A 26,297-nucleotide genomic window follows, 5' to 3' on the forward strand; every position below is an offset into this window, starting at 1 on the left:
CGGAGGGCGGTCGAGCGATACAGCGCCGCGCTCGTCGAGAAGTCGAACCAACTGTACGACGAACTGATGGCCGACCAGGTCATCCCCGAAATCGAACGGGAGAGCCCGGACGCGCTCTCGGTCCAAGAACTCGAACAGGTCGCCGCACGACTCGAAGAAAAGATCGAGGCCATCGACGAGGAAATCGCCTCGACGACCGACGTCGCCGAACGGAAACGATTGCGTGCGGAACGGAAAGTGCCCCGTCGTCTCCACAAACAGGCCGCCGACTTCGCCGCCCGGAAACGCCGATACGAGGAGCACATGGCCATCTTCGGCACACGGAACAGTTACTCGAAGACCGACAGGGACGCGACGTTCATGCGGATGAAAGAAGATCACATGAAGAACGGCCAACTGAAGCCCGGCTACAACGTCCAGATCGCAACCGAAGGTCAGTACACGCTCGCCTATGACGTCTATCCGAACCCGACCGACATGAAGACGTTGATCCCGTTCCTCGACGAGGTCGAAACGTTCCTCGACCTGCCCGCCCATATCGTCGCCGACGCGGGATACGGGAGCCAGCCGAACTACACAGACATCCTCGAGCGCCGGGGGCGCCTGCCCTTGATCCCGCACACGATGTACCGGAAGGAACAGAAGAAGAAATGGCGCGAGGACCCGTTCAACATCGCGAACTGGGCGTACGATGGCGAGACCGACACGTTCACGTGCCCGGACGTGAGACGGCTCCCGTTCAGCCATGAGTCCCAAAGGACCGACCGGGACGGCTTCACCCGCGACTTCCGTGTGTACGAGTGCGAGAGCTGCGACGGCTGCCCGTTCCGAGAGCTGTGCACGAAGGCCGAACCGGGGAGACACCGCCAGGTCAGCGTGAACGGGGCCTGGGAAGAACAAAAGCATATGATGAGAACGCTGCTTTCGGATGAGAAAACCGGTGCCCTCTACGCCCGACGCAAGACGGACGTGGAACCAGTTTTTGGATATCTGAAGGCCAATTTGGGTTTCACCCGCTTCTCCGTCAGGGGAAAACAGCGCGTGAAACGCGAGCTCGGCTTCGCCCTCATGGCGGTGAACCTACGGAAGTTCATCGCCAAAGGCATCGGGGGAAGTGCAAAGAAGGGGTCCGGCCACCGAAAATCGGTGACCGGACCCCTCTTTTTATTAAAAAGCTCTAAAGCCGGCTAGTTATGTCCCAGCCTCTTTGTTTTTGTGAATGTATGGCATCCTTGGACACATTCTTGTAAAATGTAAGGTACGAATCAGTAATAAGATAGGAGAAAGGATGGTCATCATGGACTTGACATCCATTCAAGACCCGTCATTCCTGAAGCGAATGTCGGTACCCGAGATGGAAGCGCTTGGCGCTGACATTCGACGGTTCTTGATTGAAAAATTGGCAGAAACGGGAGGGCATTTGGCGCCGAACTTAGGCGTCGTCGAATTGACGCTCGCCCTGCACCGTGTATTCGACAGTCCGAAAGACCAGCTCGTATGGGACGTAGGTCACCAAGCCTACGTGCATAAAATCTTGACGGGACGGACGAAACAGTTCGACACACTCCGTCAGTACAACGGTTTATGCGGGTTCCCGAAACGTTGTGAGAGCGACCATGACGTCTGGGAGACCGGTCACAGCTCGACTTCGCTTTCGGCGGCCATGGGGATTGCCATCGCCAACGAATTGAAGGGGCGATCGGAAGACCGTGCCATCGCCATCATCGGGGACGGGGCACTCACCGGCGGAATGGCGCTTGAGGCGCTCAACCACATCGGTGCCGAGAAACAAAACGTGATCGTCATCTTGAACGACAACGAGATGTCAATCGCCCCGAACGTCGGGGCGATGCATAACATGCTCGGTCGGATGCGCGCTTCGCGTAAACTTAAGCATGCGCGGGAAGAAGTCGAGGCGCTCATCAAGCACATCCCGATTGTCGGGGGACCGCTTGAACGGAGTGGTGAACGGGTCAAAGATATGTTGAAATCAGCGCTCATTCCAGGGACGTTCTTTGAAGAGCTCGGGTTCACCTACTTTGGACCGGCTGACGGACACGACTTGAAAGACTTGCTCGAGACGCTCGAGTATGCGAAAAAAATCGACGGTCCTGTCATCGTCCACGTCATCACGAAAAAAGGGAAGGGCTACCGTCCGGCAGAGCTTGACGGCGTCGGTACGTGGCACGGGCTCGGGCCGTATAAAATCGAGTCCGGCGAAGTGATTAAAGGCAAAGTGAAAGGACCGAGCTATTCGAAAGTCGTCGCGGAAACGGTGACGAAAGTCGCGGAGACGGACGAACGCGTGACGTTAATCACGCCGGCGATGAGTGTCGGGTCGAAGCTCGATTGCTTCTCGAAGAAGTTTCCTGAGCGTATGTTTGACGTCGGAATCGCCGAACAGCATGCGGTCACGCTCGCGGGTGGTCAGGCGACGCAAGGGTTGAAACCGGTCGTCTCGATTTATTCGACGTTCTTCCAACGTGCGTATGACCAACTCGTGCACGACATCTGTCGTCAAAACTTGAACGTCGTCTTCACGATCGACCGTTCAGGACTTGTCGGGGCCGATGGGGAGACGCATCAAGGCGTGTTTGACATCGCGTTCATGCGCCACGTGCCGAATATTCGCATCCTGATGGGGAAAGATGAAGAAGAATTGCAACAGCTCGTCTACTCGGCCTTGCGCTATGACGATGGCCCAATCGCGATTCGCTTCCCGCGTGGGGAAGGGATCGGCGTGCCGATGAGCGGCGCGCTGAACGAAATTCCACTCGACGTCTGGGAAGTCGAAGCGGAAGGGACGGACGTCGCCATCTTGACGTTCGGTCCGCAAGTGCAAGACGCCCTTGAAGTCCGTGAGCAGCTCGCTGGCACGCTCAGCGTCCGCGTCATCAACTGTCGGACGATCAAACCGCTCGATGATGTGATGCTCACCTCACTTTACGAGGAAGGCATCCCGCTCGTCACACTTGAAGAAGCGGCGCTCGCCGGAGGATTTGGTAGTAGCGTGCTTGAGCATGCGAGTGACGCGAGACAGTTCCCGCGTGTATTACGGCTTGGCATCCCGGACCGTTACATCGAGCATGGCGGCGTCAATCAACTTCTTGAAGAGATTGGCCTCAGACCGTCACAAATCGCTGAATCGGTTCAGCAATTCGTCCAAGCGACAAATCGACAGAATGTGTGAGGAACTATGGAAAAAAGAAAGAAAACAAGATTAGATGTACTGCTCGTCGACCGTGGTTTAGCGGAGACGCGCGAGAAGGCGAAGCGAGCCGTCATGGCTGGCCTCGTCTATAGTGGCACGGAACGGCTCGACAAGGCGGGCGATAAAGTATTCGATGACATCCCGCTCGACGTGAAGGGGCAAGTTCTCCCATACGTCGGCCGCGGCGGGTTGAAGCTCGAGAAAGCGCTCGACGTCTTCCCGCTCGACGTGTCTGGTAAAATCGGGCTCGATATCGGGTCGTCGACGGGCGGCTTTACCGACTGTGCCCTACAGAACGGGGCGCAGCAGATGTATGCCGTCGACGTCGGGTACAATCAATTGGCGTGGAAGCTCCGGAGCGATGACCGCGTCGTCGTCATGGAACGGATGAACTTCCGCCACGCGACGGCTGACCAGTTTAAAGACGCACCGGACTTTGCGACGATCGATGTCTCATTCATCTCGCTTCGATTGATGTTACCGCCGCTCAAACAGATTTTGAAACCGGACGGTGTTGTCATGGCGCTCGTCAAACCTCAGTTTGAAGCCGGAAAAGCGGACGTCGGTAAAAAAGGGATTGTCCGCGACCGCGCTGTCCACGAGCGTGTCGTCGACGACATGGTCCGGTATTTCGCGTCGGAAGGATTCCACGTCGAAGGGCTCGACTACTCACCAATCACCGGGGGGGACGGCAATATTGAATTTTTATTGTTTGCCCGCCTCACAGATGTCGGAGGAATCGACCCGACGATTGACGTGCCGGCCGTCATCGACGCCGCGCACGCACAACTGAAGAAAAACGTGTAACCTGCAGCTTGTCTGCAGGTTTTTCTAATGCGTGCCGAGCCGTTTGAAATCGTTCGCCGAAAGCTAGACCTTTTTTCGACAATACTTTAGAATGAACATGAGTATGTGAAACGAAAAATGAGGTGTCAGCGAGTATGAACAAAGGACAGCGCTTGATTAAAATTCGAGAGATCGTCACGAATCGTGAAGTCGAGACGCAAGACGAACTGGTTGACGAATTACACCGTGCCGGCTATCCGGTGACGCAGGCGACGGTATCACGAGACATCAAAGAGCTCCATCTCGTCAAAGTGCCGCTCAACGATGGACGGTATAAATATAGCCTCCCGGCCGACCAACGCTTCAATCCGTACGGGAAGATGAAACGGATCCTCGGGGACAGTTTCGTCTCGGTCGATTCGGCTCAAAACTTGGTCGTCATGAAAGTGTTACCGGGGAACGCAGATGCGATTGGCGTTTTGATTGACCACTTGTCATGGGATGAATTGATTGGGACGGTTTGCGGGGACGACACGATTTTGATGATTGCCCGCGATGAACGACAAGCGAAACAAATCATCGAGCGACTACTCGGAATGTTATGAGGTGAATGGACGTATGTTAGCAGAACTATCGATCAAACAATTTGCGATCATCGACGAGTTGAACATCGACTTCAATCGAGGGATGACGGTCCTTACCGGTGAGACCGGGGCGGGTAAATCAATCTTGCTCGACGCGATAGGACTGCTTGTTGGGGGGCGTGGCTCGAGCGAGTTCGTCCGATACGGTCAAGACAAGGCGGAAATCGAAGGGTTGTTCATCGTGGAAGCCGGACATCCGATTTTCGAGGCGGCATCGCAATACGGAATTGAGATTGAGGACGGGACGGTCATCTTGCGTCGTGATTTACATAGTAGCGGCAAAAGTGTTTGTCGCGTCAACGGTAAGATGATGCCACTCTCGACGCTTCGTGAGTTCGGACGACAACTCGTCGACATTCACGGGCAGCATGAACATCAACATTTGATGGACGCTGAGTATCATCTCGGCATTTTAGATAGCTTTGCGGAAGGAGACGTCGCGCCGCTGCTCGAACAGTATCGGGAAGCGTATAAGGCTTGGAACGATGTCGCGAGCGAACTGAAACGGCTCAGTCAAAGCGAGCAGGAGCTGGCGCAACGGATGGATTTGCTCGCCTTCCAGACGAATGAAATCGAGGCCGCCGCTCTGCAAGTCGGGGAAGAACAGGCGCTCACGGAAGAGCGGGACGAGCTCGCCAACTTCGAGCGGATCCATCAGCACGTTCGGTTGTCATATGAGGCGGTCGCGGATGAGTCGCGCGGCCTTGATCAAATTGGCGTCGCGATGCGGGAGATGGAAGAGGCGTCGACGCTCTCGACGTCACTTTCACCGATGGCCGAGACGATCTCAAACGCTTATTTCTTACTCGAGGATGCAAAGTTCCAACTTCGGGACCAGCTTGACTCGCTCGAGTTCGATCCAATCCGTCTCGATGAGATTGAGACGCGGCTCGCCTTGTTCCAACAATTGAAACGAAAATATGGCGCCACAATCGATGAAGTCATCGCATACGGAGAAAAAGTGGCCGAAGAGTTAAAATCGATGACGAATCGGGAAGAACATTTGCAAGAACTGACCGAAAAGCTCGAGCGACTCGAGGTCGATGTGCGTGAGAGCGGGCTTGCCTTGTCGGCAGCCCGGAAACGAGCTGCGACCGAGCTCGAGCAAGCGATTCATCGCGAACTGCAAGAGTTATACATGGAGAAGACCCGATTCGAAGTCCGGTTCAAAGAAGGTACGTTTAGACAAGACGGCCTCGACCAAGTCGAGTTTTACATGATGACAAACGTGGGAGAACCGTTCAAACCGCTCGCGAAGGTCGCTTCTGGTGGAGAACTGTCACGGGTCATGCTCGCGCTGAAATCGATTTTCTCTCGGACGGTCGGCGTCGCCTCGATCATCTTCGACGAAGTCGATACAGGTGTGTCGGGTCGCGTCGCGCAAGCGATGGGGGAGAAGATTTTCCGCCTCTCGGTCGGCTCGCAAGTGCTCTGCATCACGCATTTAGCACAAGTCGCTGCCATGGCAGACCAACACCTCTACATTACGAAGTCGGAGACTGACGAACGGACGAAAACGAACGTGAGCGTACTCGACCGTCAACAACGGATTGACGAGCTCGGACGCATGATTGCCGGACCGCAGATGACAGAGTTGACGAAACAACATGTAGAGGAACTGCTCGACATGTCGTTGCAATTAAAACGGAAGTTCATTGAAGGGGTGTCTTAATTGATTACATTATGCATCGCGGACGACAATCGAGAAATCGTCGATTTGTTGACCCGCCAACTTGAGACCGAGACCGATTTGAAGGTCGTCGGGACCGCCTTTGACGGCGAGGCGTGCTTAGACGTCGTCAAGACACACCAACCGGACGTGTTACTACTCGACATCATCATGCCGCACTTGGACGGGATTGGCGTATTAGAACGCCTGCAAGATGAATTGGCCGACGCAAAGCCTGAGGTGATCATGCTCAGTGCGTTCGGGAAAGACGAAGTGACAAAACAAGCCGTTCAACTTGGTGCTTCATACTTTTTAGTCAAACCGTTCAATATTCAGCAATTGATTGCTAAGATTCGAGAATTGGCCGCCGGGTCGAATCGTGAGTTCGAGGCGATGTCGCCGGAAGAACTCGATATCTCACTCTTACTGCAACAGCTCGGGATCTCACCGCGCATCAAAGGATTCAAATATATTCGTCAAGCTGTCATCTACGTGCGCGAGCGACAAGAGTTGCTCGGCCTCATCACGAAGGAACTTTATCCGATGGTGGCCAAAGAGCATGAGACGACGTCGTCACGCGTCGAGCGGGCGATGCGTCATGCCATCAAGACGGCATGGGAGAACGGGATGCGCGACCATGAGATGTTCAACGGGCGACCGGAACGGGAACGGAGTCCTAAAAACTCCGAGTTCATCTCTTATTTTGTGACGTACCAGTCATTGAAGCAACAATGAAAGGTCAGGGGCTCCTCTGACTTTTCTTTTAGTTTGTTAAGGAAAGCGCTTGCAATTCAGCGCGAGCTTGTTATAATAAAGGTGTACCAAGTTACTTGGACGAGCGTCAGATGAACGCTTTCTAATCTGTTCCGGAACAGGTTAGAGCAAGAAATCATCTCGGACCGCTATCCGTTAATAGCTCAGAGGTGGGAACGACATCTCAAATCGCCTATACGTCCCGACGAGAGGTCGCGACGTTCGCTCATTCGCGAGGTGGTTCTGAATTCGATTCGAAGCTAGGGATCGTTTCAGGGAAAACAAATCGTTCAGTTGACCAAAAGGAGTGTTGTCAACCGTTGAACAATTTATGGCAAGCGTTCGACTTCACGATGGATGGTTGGACATGACCCGATGAAAAACCGTTAGTAACTCGAATGGGTACGTTTCCGTTCACGCAAGACGGCAGTTACTAGTTTCTTTCAAACTTCTTCATTAAGAAGACCATTGGTGAATCATGTCACATGAAGTGCAGTAAGTTATGAGAGGAGATCATCCGTAGTGATCACAATTCAATATGAATAAAAAGGTTCCGCACTTGAAATGAAGTCAAGTTAGGGAACCTTTTTTTGTGCGTCCGGATGATTAAGAATCTATAGGGACTTTTCCAGTTTTTTTATCACGGTTGAAGATATAGCCTGCGACGAACCCGATCCCGCCCATGGCGATCAACAATCCGAACGTCCCTTGTAGCATCGAAGCGGCCGCGACCGATTCAATCCATGAGAACGGGGCGCTCGTTTTCAAGAAGAAACTGTCACGTAACAGCTTGATTCCATACACACCGAGCAGGCCAGGGACGATTAGGATTAGAAGCGCGATGACTCGCATAGTATCTCCTCCTTTTCCACTCATTATTTTAACAGAAAAGGGGCGGCCCGACACGGTCTTTTTACGGCAGTTGCGAAACGTGACGGGTTTCAGTAGCATGAATGCAGATAGAGAAATGGGGGAATGGTTCAATGAAGAAACGACTGCTCATTGTCGGGGCCGGAAAAGGCGGCACGGAAGTATTGAAGATGTTGCTCGATTCGCCGCTCGTGCGGATCGTCGCGGTCGTCGATTCGGCCGAATCGGCCGAGGGGCTGAAGCTTGCACGAAGTCGGGGAATTCGAGTCGAACGTGACTGGCGCGATTGTGCGGGAAAACAAGTGGACTTCGTCATCGAGACGACGGGGAAAAATGAGACGTTCCATGAATTGAAGGCACACTTCACGGAGGCGGTCGTCTTACCGGGTGAGTTCATCCGCGTCGTGGTCGAGCGGTTGCAACAGAATCAACAGATGCTCGAGGCGATCATCGATTGCACGAGCGAAGCGATCTCGGTGGCGGACCATCACGGCAATACGATTTTAATCAACCCGTCCTATACGCGTCTTACAGGATTTAAGAAAGAGGACGTCGTCGATAAGCCGGCGACGGCCGATATCGGGATGCAAGAGAGCGTGCATTTAAAAGTGTTGTCGACCGGTAAAGGCGTCCGCGACATTCGGATGCAAATCGGCGCGACGCGGCGTGACATCCTCGTCAACGCCGAACCGATTATCGTGGAAGGGAAGCTACGGGGTTCTGTCGGGGTCATCCGAGACGTCTCGCAACTTCGGGCGCTCCGTGACGAACTGCAAGAAGCGAAGACACGGATTCGAAACCTGGAAGCGAAGTATCGGTTTTCAGACATCATCGCCACGAGCGATGCGATGCGCTTCGTCATCGAACAGGCCCGTCTCGCAGCGCTCACACCGGTGACCGTGCTGATTCGGGGTGAGTCCGGTACGGGCAAAGAACTGTTCGCCCATGCCATCCACGGTGAGTCGCCGCGAAAGTATAAAAAATTCGTTCGCGTCAACTGTGCCGCCATCTCACCGACGTTGCTCGAGAGTGAGCTATTCGGTTATGAGGACGGGGCGTTCAGCGGGGCGAAGCGTGGCGGGAAGGTCGGATACTTCGAGGAAGCGGACGGAGGGTCGCTTTTCTTAGACGAGATCGGGGAGTTGCCGCTCGACGTGCAAGTCAAACTGCTCCGTGTCCTCCAAGAGCATGAAGTCGTCCGTGTCGGTGGGACGAATGCGATTCCGGTCGACGTCCGAATTATCGCGGCGACGAACGCGGACCTTGAACAAAAAGTGGCCGACGGCTCGTTCCGTGAAGACTTGTATTATCGGATCAATCGCATGCCAATCTATATTCCGCCGCTTCGGGACCGATTGGAGGAGATTCGACCACTCGCAGAACGAATCATCCGTAAATTGAATCAAGAATATGGACGGAGCGTGCACGGAATCGAGGCGGAGGCGATCGAGTTGCTAAAAAGCCAGTACTGGAAAGGGAACGTCAGGGAGCTCGAAAACGTGCTCGGTCGGGCGATGATCTACATGTCGAATAACGATCAAGAAATCGCGCCGCATCATCTTCAACTCGCCCCGCGCCGAACGGTGACAAAACAAACGGACACGGCGACACTCCAAGAATCGGTCGCCCGCTATGAGCGTGATTTGATTGAGCGGGCAATCGAAGAGGCCGACGGGAACAAGTCCGAAGCGGCACGACGTTTACACATTTCGATTCGGACATTGTATAATAAGCTTGACCTTATGCAATAAATTACCTGCAATAAAATGCATGGTATGAAATAAAATGCATGATGAACGACAGTTTAAAGCGCTTTCAATATTGGAACGTAAATTGCATAGATATAGATGAAGCATCGTTAGGGGGGACACGTATGAATTTTGAACGGATGCTCGCAAAGGCGAAGCAGTTGGACGGATGTACCGTCTCGATAGCCGGAGCTGCTGACGTGGAAGTGATTCGGGCGGTCAAGCTCGCAACCGATCACGGTCTATCGCGGTTCATCTTGATTGGGGATGCCCGTGAGATTAAGCGTTTATGTGATGACGAAGGCATCGACGAGGCGGCCATCGACATTTTGCATGTGAAAGGTGAGGCGGACGTTGCAAAGCGCGCGACACTCGCCGTCAAAAATGGTGAGGCCGACGTGCTCATGAAAGGGATGGTTGCGACGTCAACGTTCATGAAGGCGGTGCTCAGTCGGGAGACGGGTCTTCGGACGAGCAGAACGCTCAGTCATGTCGCCTTGTTCCAAATCCCGAACCGTGAGCAGTTGATCGGGGTGACCGATGCGGCCATCCATATCGCCCCCACGCTTGAGGAGAAAGTGGACATCATCCACAACGCCGTCGGGGCGATGCGAGACATCGGTTACGAGTCGCCGAAAGTCGCAGCTATCGGCGCTGTTGAAGTCGTCAACCCACAGATGACGGCGACGGTCGATGCGGCCTTGCTCACACAAATGAACAGGCGCGGCCAAATCAAAGGCTGTGTCGTCGACGGACCACTCGCCCTCGACAATGCCGTCGACATGGTCGCGGCCAAACAAAAAGGGATTGACAGCGATGTTGCCGGCCAAGCCGATTTATTGCTCGTACCCTACATAGAGGTCGGCAACGTCCTTTATAAGTCAATCATGTACTTCGCGGGGGCAAGCGTGGCAGCCATCGTCGTCGGCGCCACCGCCCCTGTTGTCTTGACGAGCCGGGCCGATACGGCCGAGGCCAAGCTATACTCGCTCGCTTTCGCATTGTTGCACGCAAAAAACTAACCACTTCCTAGGAGGAATCACCCATGATGGAAACTAATATCGAACCACGTTTTCGGATCTTTGACGTCTTGCAAGCGGAGGACTACGAACAAATCGTCTTTTGCCAAGATCAAGCGTCAGGCTTGAAGGCGATTATCGCGATTCACGATACGACACTCGGACCTGCTCTCGGTGGGCTGCGCATGTGGAACTATGACTCGGAAGAGGCGGCGCTAACAGACGTGCTCCGACTCGCTAAAGGGATGACGTATAAGAACGCGGCTGCCGGTTTGAACCTCGGCGGCGGTAAAGCGGTCATCATCGGCGATGCGAAGACGGACAAGTCCGAGGCGCTGTTCCGGGCGTTCGGGCGTTACGTCCAGTCGCTTAGTGGCCGTTATATCACGGCCGAGGACGTCAATACGTCCGTGGCCGACATGGACTTCATCCACATGGAGACGGATTATGTGACCGGCGTCAGCCCGGCGTTCGGCTCAAGCGGCAACCCGTCGCCGGTGACGGCGTATGGCGTATATCGTGGCATGAAAGCGGCAGCGAAGTGGAAGTTCGGTTCGGACTCACTCGCAGGTAAGACGATTGCCGTTCAAGGAGTCGGCAATGTCGCGTATAACTTGTGCCGCCACCTTCATGAAGAAGGCGCTCACTTGGTCGTCACGGATATCAACGAAGAGGCGCTCAAACGGGCCGAGACAGACTTCGGGGCAACGGTCGTCAAACCAGATGAGATTTACGCGGTCGAGTGCGACATCTTCGCACCTTGCGCGCTCGGGGCGGTCATCAACGACAAGACGATTCCAAAGCTGAAAGCCAAGATTGTCGCCGGCGCGGCGAACAACCAGCTCGCTGAGGACCGTCATGGGGACGTATTAGAAGAGCAAGGGATCCTCTACGCACCGGACTTCGTCATCAATGCGGGCGGGGTCATCAACGTCGCGGACGAACTCGAAGGGTACAACCGAGAACGGGCGATGAAGAAAGTCGAGCTCATCTACGACAACATGATGCGCGTCTTCGAAATCGCAGAGCGCGACGGTGTGCCGACCCACGTGGCGGCAGAGAAGATGGCGGAGGAGCGGATCGCGATGATGTCTCGTTCACGCAGTCAGTTCTTGAAAGTCGAGAAAAGCTTGCTTGGGGGACGCTGATATGGCACGTCAACTCATCCTCGCCATCAACCCTGGGTCGACGTCGACGAAAGTCGGCTTGTTCGACGGTTCAGACGAGATATTGACGAAAACGGTCCGACACGGAGAGGACGTCACCAGATTGTCACTTCCAGACCAACTGCCCTACCGGGAACGAGAAGTTCAGGCCGTCTTGACCGAGGCCGGCATCGCAGGCGAACAGTTGTCTGCGATCGTCGGCCGCGGCGGCTTGCTCGCGCCGATGCCGTCTGGTACGTACGAAGTCAACACCCTTATGCGGGAGGACTTGACGAGCGGGCGCTTCGGCATGCACGCCTCGAACCTAGGCGGCTTGATCGCCTATAAGCTTGGCAACGCCTCGAACGTACCGAGCTTTATCGTCGACCCGGTCGTCGTCGATGAGCTCCAGCCCGTGGCACGTCCGACCGGGATTCCGGAAATCGAACGTCGCAGCATCTTTCACGCCTTGAACCAAAAAGCGGTCGGGAAACGATTCGCCACAGAAAATGGAAGCGATTACAAATCGTTGAACTTGATTATCGCCCATCTCGGGGGAGGGATCACAGTCGGGGCCCACGCACGGGGACAGGTCATCGATGTGAATAACGGTCTCGACGGAGACGGACCGCTCGCGCCAGAGCGAGCCGGCTCGATTCCTGTTGGACAGGTGATAGAACTATGTTATAGTACCAGGTATAAAGAAACGGAGATGAAACAGAAAATCGTCGGTCGCGGTGGACTCTATGCGCACCTTGGCACGTATGACGCGATTGAAATCGAGGAACGCGTGACGACGGGAGACGAACAGGCATCCCGGCTTTACGAGACGATGGCATATCGGGTCGCCCAAGAGATTGCCAAGCATGGGGCGACGCTCTTCGGGGAAGTCGATGCGATCATCCTCACGGGAGGAATCGCTTATTCCGAGTGGTTGACCGACTATATTAAACAGCGGGTCAGTTACCTCGCACCCGTTTACGTCTATCCGGGCGAAGATGAGCTGAAAGCGCTCGCTGAAGGCGCGCTTCGAGCCATCCGCCAAGAAGAAGCAGTTCGACAATATGAGGGGGATACACATGGCACGAGAATTTGAAGTCGTCGTCATCGGCGGCGGGCCGGGCGGATATGTGGCTGCCATCAAGGCGGCCCAGGCCGGGAAAAAAGTGGCAATCGTGGAAGCGTCAAAACTCGGGGGGACATGCCTACATAGAGGATGCATCCCGACGAAAGCGTTGTTGAAAGCCGCCCACGTCTATCAGACCGCGAAACACGGGGCGGCGTATGGCGTCGAGACCGGGACGGTCACGTTCAACCTCGAGCGGGCTCAGGCGTTCAAGCGTGACTTGGTCGCAGGACTTGAAAAAGGAATTGAACACTTGATGAAGCAAGGGAAGATTGAAGTGTTCCGCGGGAAGGCGTCCATCCTTGGACCGAGCATCTTTTCGCCGCAACCGGGGACGGTCGCGGTCGAGGACGAGACGGGTGAGTCTGAACTTATCTTACCGAATCAACTGATTATCGCGACGGGATCGATTCCACGTGAACTTCCAGGTCTGCCGTTTGACCACGAACGCATTTTGAACTCGGACGACTTGCTTCGGTTTGAACAGCTCCCGAGCTCAATCGCAATCGTCGGTGGTGGCGTCATCGGGGTCGAATGGGCATCGATGCTTGTCGACCTCGATGTTGACGTGACGTTGATCGAAGTCGGAGAGCGTCTGCTCCCACTCGAAGATAAAGCCGTTTCGCGTGAAGTCGAACGGTTGCTCAAAAAACGCGGTGTCCGCGTGAAGAAGAACGTGACGGTCGACCCGGAACAGACGACGGTCAAAACGGACGGTGTCGAGTTGGTCGTCGGAGAAGAGACGCTCGCTGTCGACCGTGTGCTCGTCTCTGTCGGGCGCGTCGCGAACACGGAACACCTCGGATTACAGAACACGTCAATCGTCGTCGAGAACGGCGTCATCCAAGTCGATGCGCAATATCGGACGAAAGAACGACATATCTTTGCCATCGGTGACTGTATCGGTAAATTACAGCTCGCTCACGTCGCCTCGGCTGAAGGTGTCAAAGCCGTCGAGACCATCCTCGGTCACGAGCCGACGCCGCTCGACTATGACTTGATTCCACGTTGCGTCTACGGCGTTCCTGAAGTCGCATCGGTCGGTTTGACCGAAGAGGCGGCGAAAGCGTCAGGTCGCAACGTCAAGACGGGCACATATCGCTTCAACGGACTCGGTAAGGCGCGAATCGAAGGGCAGGCGGACGGCTTCGTAAAGCTCGTCTCGGATGAAGAGACGGATGATTTGCTCGGAGTCCATATCGTCGGACCGAAAGCGACCGAATTGATCACGGAAGGCGGTCTTGCCCTTGTCTTGAACGCGACGGCATGGGAGATGGGCCAGCTCGTCCATCCACACCCGGCATTGAGCGAGGCTTTCCAGGAAGCGGCACTTGCCGTAGACGGCTTACCGATTCACGCCTAAGGAGGAAACGAAAATGGAACAAATGACAGTGAATTCATATGAAGAACTCGGCCTCTCGAAACAAGATTTGGTTGCGATGTTCGAGACGATGGTCCGAGCACGTAAAATCGATGAGCGGATGTGGAAGTTGAATCGTGCCGGGAAAATCCCGTTCGTCGTCTCATGTCAAGGGCAAGAGGCGGCCCAAGTCGGTGCGGCGTTCGCACTCGAGAAAGGGACTGACTATATTTTGCCGTATTACCGCGATGTCGCGGTCGTCCTGCATTTTGGGCAAACGGCACGAGACCTGATGCTGTCGGCGTTCGCGAAAGCGGAAGACCCGAACTCGGGCGGGCGTCAAATGCCGGGTCACTTCGGCTCGAAACAACATCGGATCGTGACGGGATCGTCACCGGTCACGACGCAAGTCCCCCACGCGGTCGGCGTCGCGCTTGCAGCAAAACTGAAAAAAGAAGAACTCGTGACGTTCGTCTCGTTCGGGGAAGGCTCGTCGAACCAAGGCGACTTCCATGAAGGTGCGAACTTCGCCGGCGTCCATAAATTGCCGGTCATTCTGTTCTGTGAGAACAACAAGTATGCCATTTCGGTACCTTTGTCGAAACAGCTCGCCTGTGAGCGTGTCTCGGACCGGGCGAAAGGTTACGGGATGCCGGGCGTGACGGTTGACGGGACCGACCCGATCGCGGTGTACGCGGCGGTGAAGGAAGCACGTGCACGTGCCCTGCGCGGTGAAGGACCGACGCTCATCGAAGCTGAAGTCGAACGTCTCGTCCCGCACTCGTCCGATGACGATGACAAGGCGTATCGTTCGGTCGAAGAGTTGGCCGACCTGAAGCATCGGGACGGAAACCAGCTGTTCCGCGCCCGTTTGATTGAAGATGGTATCGCGACTGAAGAAGAGCTCGCGTCCATCGAATCGAACGTCGATACGGAAGTGAACGAGGCGACGGCGTATGCGGACAAAGCACCGTATGCATCACCGGAATCGACGATGGATCACGTGTACGAGGAGGATAACTGATGAAAACGTTTATTGAAGCGATCAATGAAGCGATTCATGAAGAGATGGAGCGTGACGAGAACGTCTTCGTTCTCGGCGAAGACGTCGGGGTCCGCGGCGGTGTGTTCCGGGCGACGCAAGGATTGATTGAAAAGTACGGTGAAGACCGCGTCATCGATGCTCCGCTTGCCGAGAGTGCGATTGCGGGCGTCGGCATCGGGGCGGCCATGTATGGGATGCGTCCGATCGCCGAGATGCAGTTCGCGGACTTCATCATGCCGGCTGTGAACCAAATCGTCTCGGAAGCGGCGAAAATCCGATACCGTTCAAACAACGATTGGACTTGCCCGATGGTCATCCGAGCTCCGTTCGGCGGCGGCATTCACGGTGCCCTCTATCACTCGCAGTCCGTCGAAGGCATATTCAACTCGACGCCAGGACTCAAAGTCGTCATCCCGTCTGACCCGGTTGATGCGAAAGGGTTGCTCAAAGCGGCGATTCGTTCGAATGACCCGGTCCTCTTCTTCGAGCACAAACGGGCGTACCGACTTTTAAAAGCTGATTTGCCGTCTGAAGACTATACGGTCGAAATCGGTAAAGCGGCCGTCAAACGTGAAGGTGACGACATCACCATCATCACGTATGGCCTCTGTGTCCACATGGCACAAGAAGCGGCGAAGACGCTCGAGTCTGAAGGGATTAGCGCACATATCCTCGACCTTCGGACCGTCTATCCGCTCGATCAGGCCGGGATTATCGAAGCCGTCAAGAAGACGGGGAAAGTGCTCCTCGTCACGGAAGACAACAAAGAAGGAAGCATCATCGGCGAAGTCGCAGCCATCATTGCCGAGAAGGCGCTGTTCGAGCTCGACGCACCGATTGAGCGGTTGGCTGGTCCGGACGTTCCGGCGATGCCATACGCCCCGCCGATGGAGAAATTCTTCATCGTCTCGCCTGAAAAAATTGCGGAGCGGGCACGTCAGCTCGCTGCGTTTTAAGGAGGGCTATTATGGAACAGACGATTAAAATGCCACAGCTCGGTGAAAGTGTGACCGAAGGAACGATTACGACGTTTCTCGTCAAACCAGGGGACCGTGTCGATGAATATGAACCGCTAGCAGAAGTCATGACGGATAAAGTAACGGCCGAGATTCCAGCGACGAGTGCCGGTGTCATCAAAGAAATCCTCATCGGCGAAGGGGATACTGTCGCAGTCGGCACGCCCGTCCTCGTCATGGAAGTCGAAGCTGCCGTGCAAGAAGAACCGGTTCAAGAAGCATCAACAAAAGAAGCGGTCGTGGAAACTTCGGTTACAGAGGGACGTGCCAAAGCCGTGACGGCCTCGTCGGCGCGCAAACCGAGCGGGAACGGCCGCTTCTCTCCGGCCGTCATCCGCTTGGCGAACGAGAACGACATCGATTTGAATGAGCTCGATGGATCAGGACTCGGAGGACGGATCACACGGAAAGACGTGCTCCGTTACTTATCGGAAGGACGTCCTGCGAAGTCAGGGGCCACCCAAGCGCCGCTACAAGAGACGATGGTTCAACAAAAGCTTGATGTGCCGACTGAAGCCGAAGCGGTCAAAGAAGCGCCGCCTGCGCCAGCACCTGCACCGGAAACGTCATCTGATCGGGTCGAGATGATTCCGACAGCGGGCGTTCGCCAAGCGATCGCCACCAACATGGTCCGCTCGAAACACGAGGCCCCGCATGCGTGGCTCATGATTGAAGTCGATGTGACAAATCTCGTGGAAGCACGCGCCAAATTGAAAGATGAATTCTTTAAACAAGAGGGCGTCAAGTTGACGTTCATGCCGTTCTTCATGAAGGCGGCTGTCGAAGCGCTCAAGAAGTATCCGATGATGAACTCGGAATGGGCAGGCGATCACATCAAAGTGCATAAAGACATCCATTTATCGGTCGCCGTGGCGGCAAATGATGCGTTATACGTCCCGGTGATCAAACACGCGGACGAAAAGAACATCAAAGGGCTCGCCGTCGCCTTACAAGCCGTCGCGTCGCGTGCTCGCACGAACCGCCTGAGTGCGAACGAGATGCGAGGCGGCACGTTCACGATCAACAACACGGGGGCGTTCGGTTCCATTCAATCGGCACCGATTTTGAACTACCCGCAAGCGGCCATCCTCTCGGTCGAGTCGATCGTGAAACGTCCGGTCTGGGTGAACGGTATGTTCGCGGCCCGCGACATCGTCAACTTATGTATGTCGGTCGACCACCGCGTGCTCGATGGCCTCGTCGCTGGTCAGTTCTTACAGGCGATGAAACAGTCACTCGAGTCGATTGACCCGAACACGTCTAGCGTTTATTAATGAAAAAAGAGATGGTCCTTTGTCAGCGTGACATCGGACACATCTCTTTTTTTTACAGCGAACGCTCAATCAACCGTTCCACATCTTGTTGAATCCGTCCACTTGTCAGGTCGCTGACGTCGTAGCTGAGGCGATGCGTTGACTCGTCCGTTCCTGTCAAGTCGGCGAACAGGCTTCCTAAATTGTGTACGCTCTTGTCGACTTGAATCAATACGTCGAGTGACGTCTCGTCTTGCAACAGGACGACTTCAAGTTCATCGAGCTTACGTCCAAAACGAGTCCCGTTTGGGGAATATTCGAGCTCTTGGGCGATCGGCAGGCGGCCGGAACGGTGACGGGCCGGCAACATCTCCGTGTCGGCCTTCTTCAAGCGGAAGCCGATGGCGTCGATGGCGTCGAGGACGGTTTGTTGCGCACGGTTCGGTTTGACGACGATGGCGTCCTCATCTTTCGGGTCGACGGCTTGCGCGATGTCGAGTCCGGTCTCGATCCATGATTTGGATTGGCTGACGGATAACGGCGTATTATACGGGACGTGTATCGTGAACGGAATCTCTTTCACTTCGTTCGGGCCGATTAAAAACGGCGCCTCGTTCAACGACACCTTCTCGATCGTGAACGTCGAGTACGTCGGTTTATCGTTCACCTCGTGCTTGTACAGCGTATTGAAGAAGATATAGATGCGGTCGACCGACTGTTCGACGTTCCCGCCTTTCACATGGACGACTCCGTTAAGCTGACCGCCTGGCTGACAGTTGCTGTCGGCGAGGCGCGTGTCGACGGTCGCGGCGCCGACCCCGATTGATGAAAGCAGTTTTTTGAACATGGTACTTCCTCCTTTGACGTTTGCACGGCTTCGTGTAATAGTATGTACGGATGAACGAATTGAAAAGTTCCGAAACTAATCAAAAAGGAATGATTGAAGTGGAATACGCACAATTAGTGGACCGCCTGAAGACGGCAATCGATCGCGAAGAGCTGGTCACGGCGACGATCAGTCAGCCTCGGTCGAAATCGAGCGACTTGCGACGCGTCAAACTGAAGCCGGTCTTGTTGAAAGAGACATATCATATACAGTTTGAGTACCAATATGAGCGGGTGATGAAACATAAAAATTTACAGCGGGATGAAGCGATGCAAGAACTCGTTGCGCTGCTCGATTCGTTCCGCCAAGGACAGTTCCAATTGAAGTCCTCTGATGTTCAATTCCAATTGTCTAAGAAGTTCAAAGTGACGTTCAAAGAGCGTCAGACGACGGCAAAACAAGTCCAGTTGACCCATAACCGCGAAAAACAGTACGTGTTGCCGTTACATGAGCCGGTACCTTTCCTCATCCGCCTCGGCGTGCAGTCAGAAGACGGGAACGTGAAACGACAAAAGTATGATAAGTTCAAGCAAATCAATCGTTTCCTCGAATTCATTGAGGACTCGATTAAACATTTGCCGACGGACCGGACGATTCGCATTCTCGATTTCGGCTCAGGCAAATCGTATTTGACGTTCGCCCTTTACCATTTCCTTCATGAAATGAAAGGGTATGACGTTCACATCACGGGCCTCGACTTGAAGAAAGAAGTCATCGAGGAGTGTGCCGGGATTGCCCGTGATTTAGGATACGAGCGGCTCGAGTTCCTTGTCGGGGACATCAACGAGTATGAGGGCGAATCCGCGGTCGACATGGTCGTGACGCTCCATGCTTGCGACGTCGCGACGGACATGGCGCTCGCACGGGCCGTCCGGTGGGGGGCGCAAGTCATCTTGAGCGTCCCGTGCTGCCAGAAAGAGTTGAACCGTCAGCTCGATGCAAAGCCGTTAGACGTGATGCTCCAGCACGGGCTGATCAAAGAACGGTTCGCCTCACTCGCGACCGACTCGATTCGCGCCGAGTTGCTCGGCTTTGTCGGATATGAGGCACAGCTGCTCGAATTCATCGATATGGAACATACACCGAAGAATATCCTGATTCGGGCATTTTTGACAAACCGGGAGGCGTCGGCAGAAGAGCGGGCCCGTTATATGGCGTTCAAATCGCTGCTCGGGGCTGACCCGTTCCTCGAACGGGAATTGAGCGATAGACTTGTTTTCCCGGCCAAAGAAGACGTAAAATGAGAAAGAACAGATGCCAGAAAGGGGAAACGATATGGATTTTCAATTATACTTCCAAGATGTAGTCGAACAGGCACGAAATGAGGTTCGCACCGCAGGATATACAGAATTAACGACACCAGAGGAAGTCGATGCCGCCCTCAAAAAAGAAGGGAAGACGCTCGTCCTCGTCAACTCGGTATGTGGTTGTGCCGGTGGGATTGCCCGTCCGGCGGCGGCTTATGTCAACAAGATGGAAGGGACGAAACCGGATCACTTCGTGACCGTCTTTGCTGGTCAAGACCGTGAAGCGACGGATCGGGCTCGCGAGTATTTTGAAGGATATGCTCCGTCATCACCTTCAATCGCGTTGCTTGAGGACGGCAACATCGTCACGATGGTCGAACGCAGCACGATCGAGTCGTCGACAGCGGAAGAACTCGTCGACCAACTTCAAACGTTGTTCGATATTTATTACGCATAACGGACAAGCGCAGAGGCACCGCCTTTGCGCTTTTCGCTAAGAAAGGAACCGATTCGATGGAACCAGTCGTTAAGATTATGAGCGAAGCCGAGTATACGATTGCGTTATCACGCGGTGAAATCAATGAACCGATGCTTCAATCGGAAGGATATGTCCGCTGTTGTACCCCGCAGCAGATCGGGCAATATGTGCGCCGTTATTACCCGAATGAGCGGGTCGTCCTCGTCTCGTTCCATGTCGGGCGTTTGGGGAGCTTGTTGCATTACGAGATGGATGAAGACGGCGAACGCTATCCGCACGTCTACAGTGCGATTCCAATCACCTCGGTCAAACGCGTCCAACCGTATGGCTCGCGAGACAACGGTACGGTCACTTATTTTGCTTACGAGCGAATGTGACCGTATTTTTTTGTCGTTTATGCATGAATATGCTTTACAAGTTATAATTATGTGTATATAGTGGTTGAAGGACAAGTCAGACATATGAAGAGTCAAAGAACGATTGAGGCATATTCACATATATGTCATAATTTTGTTAATGTTCTGATTATTTCATCTCAATGGAGAAGGGAACGATGATCATGAAAAAAGGTTTTCTAGCATTATGTATCGCAAGCCTCGCGGCTTTCTCGGTCGCCTGTGGCGCCGACGTCAACGAGGGAGGCTCTTCTTCTGGAGGCGACGAGGATAAAGTGCTCGTCATGGGTACGAGCGCAGACTACTTCCCGTACGAGTTCGTCGACACGGCGAACGGGGACGAGATTGTCGGATTCGATATCGACATCGCCAAACAAGTCGCTGAAAACATGGGGTATGAACTAAAGATTGAAGATATGGACTTCGGCAGCCTCCTCGGAGCGCTCAACGCCGGTCGTGTCGACTTTGTCATGGCGGGGATGACACCGACGGAAGAGCGGAAAGAGAACGCGGACTTCTCAGACATTTACTTCACAGCGAAGAACTTGATCTTGTCAAAAGGAGATGCCATTCAGTCGCTTGAAGACTTAGACGGCAAACAAGTCGGCGTCCAGCTCGGGTCGATTCAAGAAGGCATCGCCAAAGACCAAATCCCGGGGGCGGAAATCGTCTCGTTGAACAAGATTCCGGAAATCATTCAAGAAATCAAGACGGGCCGCATCGATGCGATGGTCATCGAGGACACGGTCGCGAAGAAATACTTAGATCAAGACAGCGAACTGTCGACGTTTGAAATCGTTGACGAAGAAGAAGCGGGATCGGCCGCGGCTTTCCGCAAAGACGATGAACTGCGCAATCAGTTCAATGAAGAGTTGAATAAGTTGATTGAGAGCGGAGAAATCGAGAAGTTGGCTCAAAAATGGTTTGAAGAAGAAGCCGCACCAGCGGAATAATTCATGTACGAGGCTGACTGGAATATCGGTCAGCCTTTTTTAGGAGGAACTCACAATGGATTTTAGTCGGATTTATGATTCAATCCCTTACATTTTAGAAGGGATTCCGGTCATGTTCCAAGTCGTGCTCGTCTCGGCATTGTTCGGAATCACACTCGGGATCGTGATCGCTACGTTTAAGATTATCCCGAACCGGTTCGTCAATTTCATCGGACATGCGTATACGGCCGTGTTCCGTGGGACGCCACTCATTTTACAACTGGCGATCATCCACTTCGGTCTCCCGCAGTTGACAGGCTTCATCACGACACCGTATCAATCGGCCGTCATCGCCTTCTCGCTCAACTCGGCGGCCTATATCTCGGAGATTATCCGAGCCGGGATTCAAGCCGTCGATAAAGGGCAATGGGAAGCGTCTGACGCACTCGGCGTACCTTATGTCAAACAGCTTCGGTCAATCATTTTGCCGCAGGCGTTCAAGAATATCCTACCGGCGCTCGTCAATGAGATGATTACACTCACAAAAGAATCGGCGCTCGTCTCGACAGTCGGAGTGCTCGACATCATGCGTCGCGCCCAAATCGTCGGTGGGCAAAAGGCGATCTACTTCGAACCGCTTCTGTTCGCTGGTGTGATATACTTTACGATAGTGATGGTGTTGACGTATCTCGGTCAGCGCCTTGAAAAACGGCTTAGAAAGAGTGATGGCAGATGATTCAAGTTAACGATTTATACAAACAGTTTGGTGAGTTAGAAGTATTGAAAGGCATCACGACGACGATTGAGCGTGGCGAGGTCGTCGCCGTCATCGGCCCTTCCGGTTCAGGGAAGTCGACGTTCCTTCGTTGCCTCAACATGTTAGAGGTCCCGACGTCCGGGACGGTCGTTGTCGATGGGTTCGAATTGACGAAAAAGGGTGCCAACGTCGCCAAGGCGCGCCAAAACATCGGGATGGTGTTCCAACAGTTCAACTTGTTCCCGCACATGAACGTGCTCGACAACTTGACGTATGCGCCAATCAACGTCTTGAAGGTGAGCAAGGCCGAGGCGGTCGAACGGGCGAAGAAGTTGCTCGAGCGGGTCGGTTTATCTGAAAAAATAAACGCTTATCCGAGCCAACTGTCCGGTGGTCAAAAACAACGGGTCGCCATCGCCCGTGCACTCGCGATGGAACCGAACGTCATGTTGTTCGATGAGCCGACGTCTGCGCTTGACCCAGAGATGGTCAACGAAGTACTCGACGTCATGAAAGGACTCGCCGAGACGGGAATGACGATGTTCGTCGTCACACACGAGATGGGCTTCGCACGTGAAGTCGCGGACCGTGTCCTCTTCCTCGATGAAGGGATTTTGATGGAGGAAGGTAAACCCGCGGACCTGCTCTTCAACCCGCAGACCGACCGGGCGAAGCGTTTCTTAGAGAAAGTCTTGTAAGTGAACCGTTCCAGCTGACACCAGTTAAGGGAGGAATCATGATGAAGATTACGTACTATGGCCATGCAACTGTGTTATTCGATATGGATGGGGTGAATGTCCTCATCGACCCGTTTTTGACGAGCAACCCGCACACGGACGTCGATCCAGCGACCGTACCGGCTGACTATATCTTGCTCACCCACGCCCATTTCGATCACATCGAGGACGTGGAATTGATCGCAAACAAGACCGGGGCGACAATCGTCGCGACCCACGAGCTCGCCACGTATTATGAGAAGAAAGGCTTCTCGGTCCACGGGATGAACATCGGCGGTGGCAACGCCTTTCCGTTCGGCCGTGTGACGATGACGCAAGCGTTTCACAGCTCCAGCCTCGACATGGGCGACACCCCGGTTTACATGGGCATGCCAGGGGGTTTCATCATCGAGACGAACAGCTTGACCGTCTATCATGCAGGTGACACGGCCCTGTTCTCCGACATGAAGCTGTACGGGGAGCGGTTTGAAATCGATGTCGCCTTCCTCCCGATCGGGGACAACTTCACGATGGGACCGACGGACGCGCTCGACGCGGCGCATTGGCTACAAGCCAAACGGGTCGTCCCGATTCATTTCGACACGTTCCCGCCAATCAAACAAGATGCCCGGGCATTCTGTGACCAGTTGCATCAACGCGGTCTCTTGATTGAACCAAACGCGACGATTGAGATTTGATGCAATCGAACGAGGTGATTGACGCGACGGAACGCTTCGTCGCGGAACTTCACGGAAACGATCATACCGGACACGACGTCGCCCACCTCGAACGGGTGAGGCGACTGGCCGAAGTGCTCTCTGACGGACTAGCGGTCAACCGACTCGTCGTGACGCTTGCGGCTCTCTTGCATGACGTCGAAGACCGTAAGCTCGGTCGGGAAGCGGGACTCGTGAAACGTCATCTGGATTCACTCGACGTGTCAGACGCGTTGCGCCAACACGTCTTGGATGTCATTTCGGAGACGTCATACTCAAAAGGTTCGGCGCCGTCCTCGCTGGAAGCGGCAATCATCCAAGACGCCGATCGGCTCGATGCGATGGGGGCGATCGGCATCGCCCGGACGTTTCAATACGCCGGTGCGAGCGGCACCGCGTTATATGGAGAATCGAGCGCAATCTCACATTTTCATGAGAAATTGCTTCGGCTTCTTGACGGCATGCATACGGAGGAAGCGAAACGAATCGCGCGTGCACGCCATACGTTCCTCCTGACATTTTTGGAACGGTTCGAGGCGGAATGGAACGGAAGCGACATATGAAATGGCCGAGGAGCTCCTCGGCCATTTATTGTTAGAATGGATGTTTATTGAGCCAGTGACCGCCATCGAGCGAGATGCATTCCCCGTTCAAATAACGCATCTCATCCGACGTCATCCAAAACGCCAAGTCGGCAATCTCTTCAGGTGTGCCGAAGCGGCCGAGCGGGACGTTCCGTCGGATGCGTTCCACTTCCTTTACGTGGACCGCGAGTTTACCGGCGCCGCCCGTCCGTTCAATCGGTCCCGGGCTAATCGCGTTAATGCGCGCGCCGAACTGATAGCCCCATTCCACCGCGAGCGTCCGCGTCAAATTGAGGACACCGGCTTTCGCGGCGGCGCTCGGTGCGACACCGGCCCCGGCCTGCCAGGCGTAGGAGGCGACCATGTTGATGATTGAGCCGTCGCGTATCTGTTCAGCTTCCCAATGTTTTCCGAGCGCATGCGTGCAGTTGAACGTGCCGTTTAAGACGATGTCGATGACGCTCGTCCAACCGTTCGGCGTCAAGTCGAGCGTCGGACAAACGAAGTTACCGGCGGCGTTGTTCACGAGCGCATGCACCGGTCCGTAGGAGTCGATGATGCGTTCAAGTGCCTGCTTGCATCCATCATAATCGCGGACGTCGTGCTGGACGGCCAACGCCTGTCCAGTGTCGATCGCGTTCAGCTCGGCCATCGCCTCATCGAGCCGTTCTGCGTTTCGGCCGCTGATGGCCACGTTCCAGCCTTCTTGTTTGAACTTAAGCGCCATCGCTTTCCCCATACCGGACGACCCACCTGTAATCCAAATCGTTTTCATACATATTCCCCCTTTAAAAATGAATGGTCATTCATTTCTGTATTCTTGATGTGACGGGGAAATTCCTGCAATGAAAAAAGTGATGGTGTGCACCATCACTTGATTCGTTCATAATATGCAGAGCCTAGGGCACGGTCGATCCGATACATCGTGCCGGCAACTTTCTCACCCCAGTACGGGTCTGAAGCGTAATAGATGTTGATGCCTGTTTGTTTGTTCCCTGGGTACGGGCCACGCGCATACGCCCCGGTCACATACTTCTCGGCGAACAATCGTGACGCCGCATCGATGCTCGCCTCGACGGTCTCGAACGCCGCCGCGTTCCCGCTCGGGTCGTCATCGGTCGCCTTGAAGCCGAACAAGTTGAACTTGTCTCGGGCGATGGCCGACGTGCCGTAACTCGACTCGTGCCCGGCAACGGCGAGGAGGAACACGGCGTTGATGCCATGTTTCGCTTCTGCGTCCTTGAAGGCGGCACCTTTTCCTTTGAGCGGAGAGTCAGCGAGCGTCTCGAGAAAACGGTCTAGTTCAGCCGCTCCGTATGGGGCAGGTGTCTCGATTGAGGCGAATTGATACGGCGAGGCAAACACGTCGCGAACGTTCTCCGTATAATAGCGATCCGGCGCCGCCCCGCCGGCCGGTCCGACGAGAAACGTGCCGGCCAAAAAGTCGTTCGCCTCGACGGTGTGATACACGTCGCCGTCACGGACTTCATAGAATCCGCGTCGCTCGACGAGTGCGTCCGGATAGAGCGTCATGTTCGCGAGCGGCACATACACGTCCGCGCCTGAGATGCGCACCTTCAAATGGTCGTTCCCACGCTCAAGCAATCGCAATCGAGTACCTCCGGCCACGTACGACTGCCGCTCGGACAAGGCGGCGTCTTTAAAGAGGTAAGTGACCTCGTCCGTCGGCGTCACGGCGATACCGGAGCCGGTGAAGTCGATGACGTCACCATTGGGTCCGACGAGGGCGCGCTGTTCGCCTTGTTCCATATAGGCTCTTGCCTCATCGAGCGACTCGAACTGACGCGTCTCGGTCGTGCCGTCGACGTACATCTTGACCGTATACGTGCCGACGGAGCGTCCCTCGAGCCAAAGAAACCCAATGACGGCGATACCGAGGATGACGAGGGAAGGGAGGATTTTCTTCTGTTTTGTCTTCAT

The 26,297-nt window shown here is 54.6% G+C and carries 26 protein-coding genes; 22 read left to right on the forward strand and 4 right to left on the reverse strand.

Annotated features, from left to right (window positions below):
- From KNP76_RS04195 to spo0A, 6 genes are all read left to right on the forward strand, one after another.
- Positions 1–1,191, forward strand: a 1,191-nt coding sequence (locus KNP76_RS04195; RefSeq protein ID WP_214842923.1) for a transposase, incomplete at its 5' end; no start/stop codon positions are given.
- Between the two features lie 106 nt (positions 1,192–1,297).
- Positions 1,298–3,190 (forward strand): 1-deoxy-D-xylulose-5-phosphate synthase, encoded by a 1,893-nt coding sequence (gene dxs / locus KNP76_RS04200; protein ID WP_214842925.1) that lies wholly within the window; start codon positions 1,298–1,300, stop codon positions 3,188–3,190.
- Between the two features lie 6 nt (positions 3,191–3,196).
- A complete protein-coding gene (locus KNP76_RS04205) occupies positions 3,197–4,018 on the forward strand; it encodes a TlyA family RNA methyltransferase (RefSeq protein WP_034805945.1) in 822 nt (273 codons plus the stop codon).
- Between the two features lie 134 nt (positions 4,019–4,152).
- Positions 4,153–4,602, forward strand: coding sequence for a transcriptional regulator AhrC/ArgR (ahrC, locus tag KNP76_RS04210; protein ID WP_024371524.1), 450 nt, complete (start codon positions 4,153–4,155; stop codon positions 4,600–4,602).
- Positions 4,603–4,615: 13 nt separating this feature from the next.
- Complete coding sequence (gene recN / locus KNP76_RS04215) at positions 4,616–6,313, forward strand: DNA repair protein RecN (protein ID WP_214842927.1); 1,698 nt, start codon at positions 4,616–4,618, stop codon at positions 6,311–6,313.
- Positions 6,314–7,045, forward strand: coding sequence for a sporulation transcription factor Spo0A (gene spo0A / locus KNP76_RS04220; protein ID WP_081825817.1), 732 nt, complete (start codon positions 6,314–6,316; stop codon positions 7,043–7,045).
- Positions 7,046–7,669: 624 nt separating this feature from the next.
- Here the strand turns inward: spo0A and KNP76_RS04225 are convergent.
- Positions 7,670–7,915: a DUF2627 family protein gene (locus KNP76_RS04225; protein WP_034805950.1), complete on the reverse strand. Its 246-nt coding sequence runs from the start codon at positions 7,913–7,915 to the stop codon at positions 7,670–7,672.
- Between the two features lie 131 nt (positions 7,916–8,046).
- Between KNP76_RS04225 and KNP76_RS04230 the strand changes: the two genes are divergently transcribed.
- The 8 genes from KNP76_RS04230 to KNP76_RS04265 are packed head-to-tail and all read left to right on the forward strand — an operon-like array spanning position 8,047 to position 17,666.
- Positions 8,047–9,684 carry a sigma 54-interacting transcriptional regulator gene (locus KNP76_RS04230; RefSeq protein WP_214842935.1) on the forward strand — a complete coding sequence of 546 codons (1,638 nt, stop codon included), beginning with the start codon at positions 8,047–8,049 and terminating at the stop codon, positions 9,682–9,684.
- A gap of 41 nt (positions 9,685–9,725) precedes the next feature.
- Complete coding sequence (yqiS, locus tag KNP76_RS04235) at positions 9,726–10,703, forward strand: phosphate butyryltransferase (protein WP_256440931.1); 978 nt, start codon at positions 9,726–9,728, stop codon at positions 10,701–10,703.
- A gap of 23 nt (positions 10,704–10,726) precedes the next feature.
- Entirely contained in the window at positions 10,727–11,848 is a 1,122-nt protein-coding gene (locus tag KNP76_RS04240; protein WP_214842939.1) for a Glu/Leu/Phe/Val family dehydrogenase, read from the forward strand.
- A 1-nt stretch (position 11,849) separates the two neighbouring features.
- Entirely contained in the window at positions 11,850–12,941 is a 1,092-nt protein-coding gene (buk, locus tag KNP76_RS04245) for a butyrate kinase (protein WP_214842941.1), read from the forward strand.
- The gene (lpdA, locus tag KNP76_RS04250; RefSeq protein ID WP_214842943.1) at positions 12,925–14,334 is read left to right on the forward strand and encodes a dihydrolipoyl dehydrogenase; all 1,410 of its coding nucleotides are present in this window, start codon (positions 12,925–12,927) and stop codon (positions 14,332–14,334) included. The genes buk and lpdA overlap by 17 nt, the downstream gene beginning before the upstream one ends.
- A gap of 22 nt (positions 14,335–14,356) precedes the next feature.
- Positions 14,357–15,355 (forward strand): thiamine pyrophosphate-dependent dehydrogenase E1 component subunit alpha, encoded by a 999-nt coding sequence (locus tag KNP76_RS04255; protein ID WP_214843094.1) that lies wholly within the window; start codon positions 14,357–14,359, stop codon positions 15,353–15,355.
- On the forward strand, positions 15,355–16,332 hold the full coding sequence (locus KNP76_RS04260) for an alpha-ketoacid dehydrogenase subunit beta (RefSeq protein WP_214842944.1): 978 nt from the start codon (positions 15,355–15,357) through the stop codon (positions 16,330–16,332). Before KNP76_RS04255 ends, KNP76_RS04260 begins: the two co-directional genes overlap by 1 nt.
- A gap of 11 nt (positions 16,333–16,343) precedes the next feature.
- Entirely contained in the window at positions 16,344–17,666 is a 1,323-nt protein-coding gene (locus tag KNP76_RS04265) for a dihydrolipoamide acetyltransferase family protein (protein ID WP_214842946.1), read from the forward strand.
- 52 nt (positions 17,667–17,718) lie between these two features.
- On the opposite strand, the gene KNP76_RS04270 is transcribed toward KNP76_RS04265, so the two are convergent.
- Positions 17,719–18,492, reverse strand: a complete 774-nt coding sequence (locus tag KNP76_RS04270) for a sporulation protein (protein ID WP_034818128.1) — start codon at positions 18,490–18,492, stop codon at positions 17,719–17,721.
- 98 nt (positions 18,493–18,590) lie between these two features.
- Between KNP76_RS04270 and KNP76_RS04275 the strand changes: the two genes are divergently transcribed.
- The 8 genes from KNP76_RS04275 (at position 18,591) to KNP76_RS04310 (ending at position 24,335) form a co-directional block, all read left to right on the forward strand.
- Positions 18,591–19,775, forward strand: a complete 1,185-nt coding sequence (locus tag KNP76_RS04275) for a class I SAM-dependent methyltransferase (protein WP_371816156.1) — start codon at positions 18,591–18,593, stop codon at positions 19,773–19,775.
- 31 nt (positions 19,776–19,806) lie between these two features.
- Entirely contained in the window at positions 19,807–20,235 is a 429-nt protein-coding gene (locus tag KNP76_RS04280) for a BrxA/BrxB family bacilliredoxin (RefSeq protein ID WP_034818132.1), read from the forward strand.
- Positions 20,236–20,291: 56 nt separating this feature from the next.
- The gene (locus KNP76_RS04285) at positions 20,292–20,633 is read left to right on the forward strand and encodes a DUF952 domain-containing protein (protein ID WP_034805977.1); all 342 of its coding nucleotides are present in this window, start codon (positions 20,292–20,294) and stop codon (positions 20,631–20,633) included.
- A gap of 182 nt (positions 20,634–20,815) precedes the next feature.
- Entirely contained in the window at positions 20,816–21,604 is a 789-nt protein-coding gene (locus KNP76_RS04290; protein ID WP_051622579.1) for a transporter substrate-binding domain-containing protein, read from the forward strand.
- A 55-nt stretch (positions 21,605–21,659) separates the two neighbouring features.
- Positions 21,660–22,319 (forward strand): amino acid ABC transporter permease, encoded by a 660-nt coding sequence (locus KNP76_RS04295; protein ID WP_034805980.1) that lies wholly within the window; start codon positions 21,660–21,662, stop codon positions 22,317–22,319.
- Positions 22,316–23,038: an amino acid ABC transporter ATP-binding protein gene (locus KNP76_RS04300; protein ID WP_214842954.1), complete on the forward strand. Its 723-nt coding sequence runs from the start codon at positions 22,316–22,318 to the stop codon at positions 23,036–23,038. The genes KNP76_RS04295 and KNP76_RS04300 overlap by 4 nt, the downstream gene beginning before the upstream one ends.
- Positions 23,039–23,079: 41 nt before the next feature.
- Positions 23,080–23,754 carry a metal-dependent hydrolase gene (locus KNP76_RS04305; protein WP_034805984.1) on the forward strand — a complete coding sequence of 225 codons (675 nt, stop codon included), beginning with the start codon at positions 23,080–23,082 and terminating at the stop codon, positions 23,752–23,754.
- Positions 23,754–24,335 carry an HD domain-containing protein gene (locus KNP76_RS04310; protein ID WP_214842955.1) on the forward strand — a complete coding sequence of 194 codons (582 nt, stop codon included), beginning with the start codon at positions 23,754–23,756 and terminating at the stop codon, positions 24,333–24,335. The genes KNP76_RS04305 and KNP76_RS04310 overlap by 1 nt, the downstream gene beginning before the upstream one ends.
- Positions 24,336–24,366: 31 nt before the next feature.
- Here the strand turns inward: KNP76_RS04310 and fadH are convergent, their stop codons facing one another.
- Both fadH and KNP76_RS04320 read right to left on the reverse strand, forming a co-directional pair.
- Positions 24,367–25,131 carry a 2,4-dienoyl-CoA reductase gene (gene fadH, locus KNP76_RS04315; RefSeq protein WP_251137335.1) on the reverse strand — a complete coding sequence of 255 codons (765 nt, stop codon included), beginning with the start codon at positions 25,129–25,131 and terminating at the stop codon, positions 24,367–24,369.
- Between the two features lie 95 nt (positions 25,132–25,226).
- Positions 25,227–26,297 (reverse strand): N-acetylglucosaminidase, encoded by a 1,071-nt coding sequence (locus tag KNP76_RS04320; protein WP_214842957.1) that lies wholly within the window; start codon positions 26,295–26,297, stop codon positions 25,227–25,229.

Source organism: Exiguobacterium sp. s150 (assembly GCF_018618435.1).
Lineage (GTDB): Bacteria > Bacillota > Bacilli > Exiguobacteriales > Exiguobacteriaceae > Exiguobacterium > Exiguobacterium alkaliphilum.

Excerpts from the sequence above, each read along its gene's own strand:
- dxs (WP_214842925.1), top strand. The coding sequence starts at position 1,298 with ATGGACTTGACATCCATTCAAGACCCGTCATTCCTGAAGCGAATGTCG.
- KNP76_RS04205 (WP_034805945.1), top strand. The coding sequence starts at position 3,197 with ATGGAAAAAAGAAAGAAAACAAGATTAGATGTACTGCTCGTCGACCGT.
- ahrC (WP_024371524.1), top strand. The coding sequence starts at position 4,153 with ATGAACAAAGGACAGCGCTTGATTAAAATTCGAGAGATCGTCACGAAT.
- recN (WP_214842927.1), top strand. The coding sequence starts at position 4,616 with ATGTTAGCAGAACTATCGATCAAACAATTTGCGATCATCGACGAGTTG.
- KNP76_RS04225 (WP_034805950.1), bottom strand. The coding sequence starts at position 7,915 with ATGCGAGTCATCGCGCTTCTAATCCTAATCGTCCCTGGCCTGCTCGGT.
- KNP76_RS04230 (WP_214842935.1), top strand. The coding sequence starts at position 8,047 with ATGAAGAAACGACTGCTCATTGTCGGGGCCGGAAAAGGCGGCACGGAA.
- yqiS (WP_256440931.1), top strand. The coding sequence starts at position 9,726 with ATGAACGACAGTTTAAAGCGCTTTCAATATTGGAACGTAAATTGCATA.
- KNP76_RS04240 (WP_214842939.1), top strand. The coding sequence starts at position 10,727 with ATGATGGAAACTAATATCGAACCACGTTTTCGGATCTTTGACGTCTTG.
- buk (WP_214842941.1), top strand. The coding sequence starts at position 11,850 with ATGGCACGTCAACTCATCCTCGCCATCAACCCTGGGTCGACGTCGACG.
- lpdA (WP_214842943.1), top strand. The coding sequence starts at position 12,925 with ATGGCACGAGAATTTGAAGTCGTCGTCATCGGCGGCGGGCCGGGCGGA.
- KNP76_RS04255 (WP_214843094.1), top strand. The coding sequence starts at position 14,357 with ATGACAGTGAATTCATATGAAGAACTCGGCCTCTCGAAACAAGATTTG.
- KNP76_RS04260 (WP_214842944.1), top strand. The coding sequence starts at position 15,355 with ATGAAAACGTTTATTGAAGCGATCAATGAAGCGATTCATGAAGAGATG.
- KNP76_RS04265 (WP_214842946.1), top strand. The coding sequence starts at position 16,344 with ATGGAACAGACGATTAAAATGCCACAGCTCGGTGAAAGTGTGACCGAA.
- KNP76_RS04270 (WP_034818128.1), bottom strand. The coding sequence starts at position 18,492 with ATGTTCAAAAAACTGCTTTCATCAATCGGGGTCGGCGCCGCGACCGTC.
- KNP76_RS04280 (WP_034818132.1), top strand. The coding sequence starts at position 19,807 with ATGGATTTTCAATTATACTTCCAAGATGTAGTCGAACAGGCACGAAAT.
- KNP76_RS04285 (WP_034805977.1), top strand. The coding sequence starts at position 20,292 with ATGGAACCAGTCGTTAAGATTATGAGCGAAGCCGAGTATACGATTGCG.
- KNP76_RS04290 (WP_051622579.1), top strand. The coding sequence starts at position 20,816 with ATGAAAAAAGGTTTTCTAGCATTATGTATCGCAAGCCTCGCGGCTTTC.
- KNP76_RS04295 (WP_034805980.1), top strand. The coding sequence starts at position 21,660 with ATGGATTTTAGTCGGATTTATGATTCAATCCCTTACATTTTAGAAGGG.
- KNP76_RS04300 (WP_214842954.1), top strand. The coding sequence starts at position 22,316 with ATGATTCAAGTTAACGATTTATACAAACAGTTTGGTGAGTTAGAAGTA.
- KNP76_RS04305 (WP_034805984.1), top strand. The coding sequence starts at position 23,080 with ATGAAGATTACGTACTATGGCCATGCAACTGTGTTATTCGATATGGAT.
- KNP76_RS04310 (WP_214842955.1), top strand. The coding sequence starts at position 23,754 with ATGCAATCGAACGAGGTGATTGACGCGACGGAACGCTTCGTCGCGGAA.
- fadH (WP_251137335.1), bottom strand. The coding sequence starts at position 25,131 with ATGAAAACGATTTGGATTACAGGTGGGTCGTCCGGTATGGGGAAAGCG.
- KNP76_RS04320 (WP_214842957.1), bottom strand. The coding sequence starts at position 26,297 with ATGAAGACAAAACAGAAGAAAATCCTCCCTTCCCTCGTCATCCTCGGT.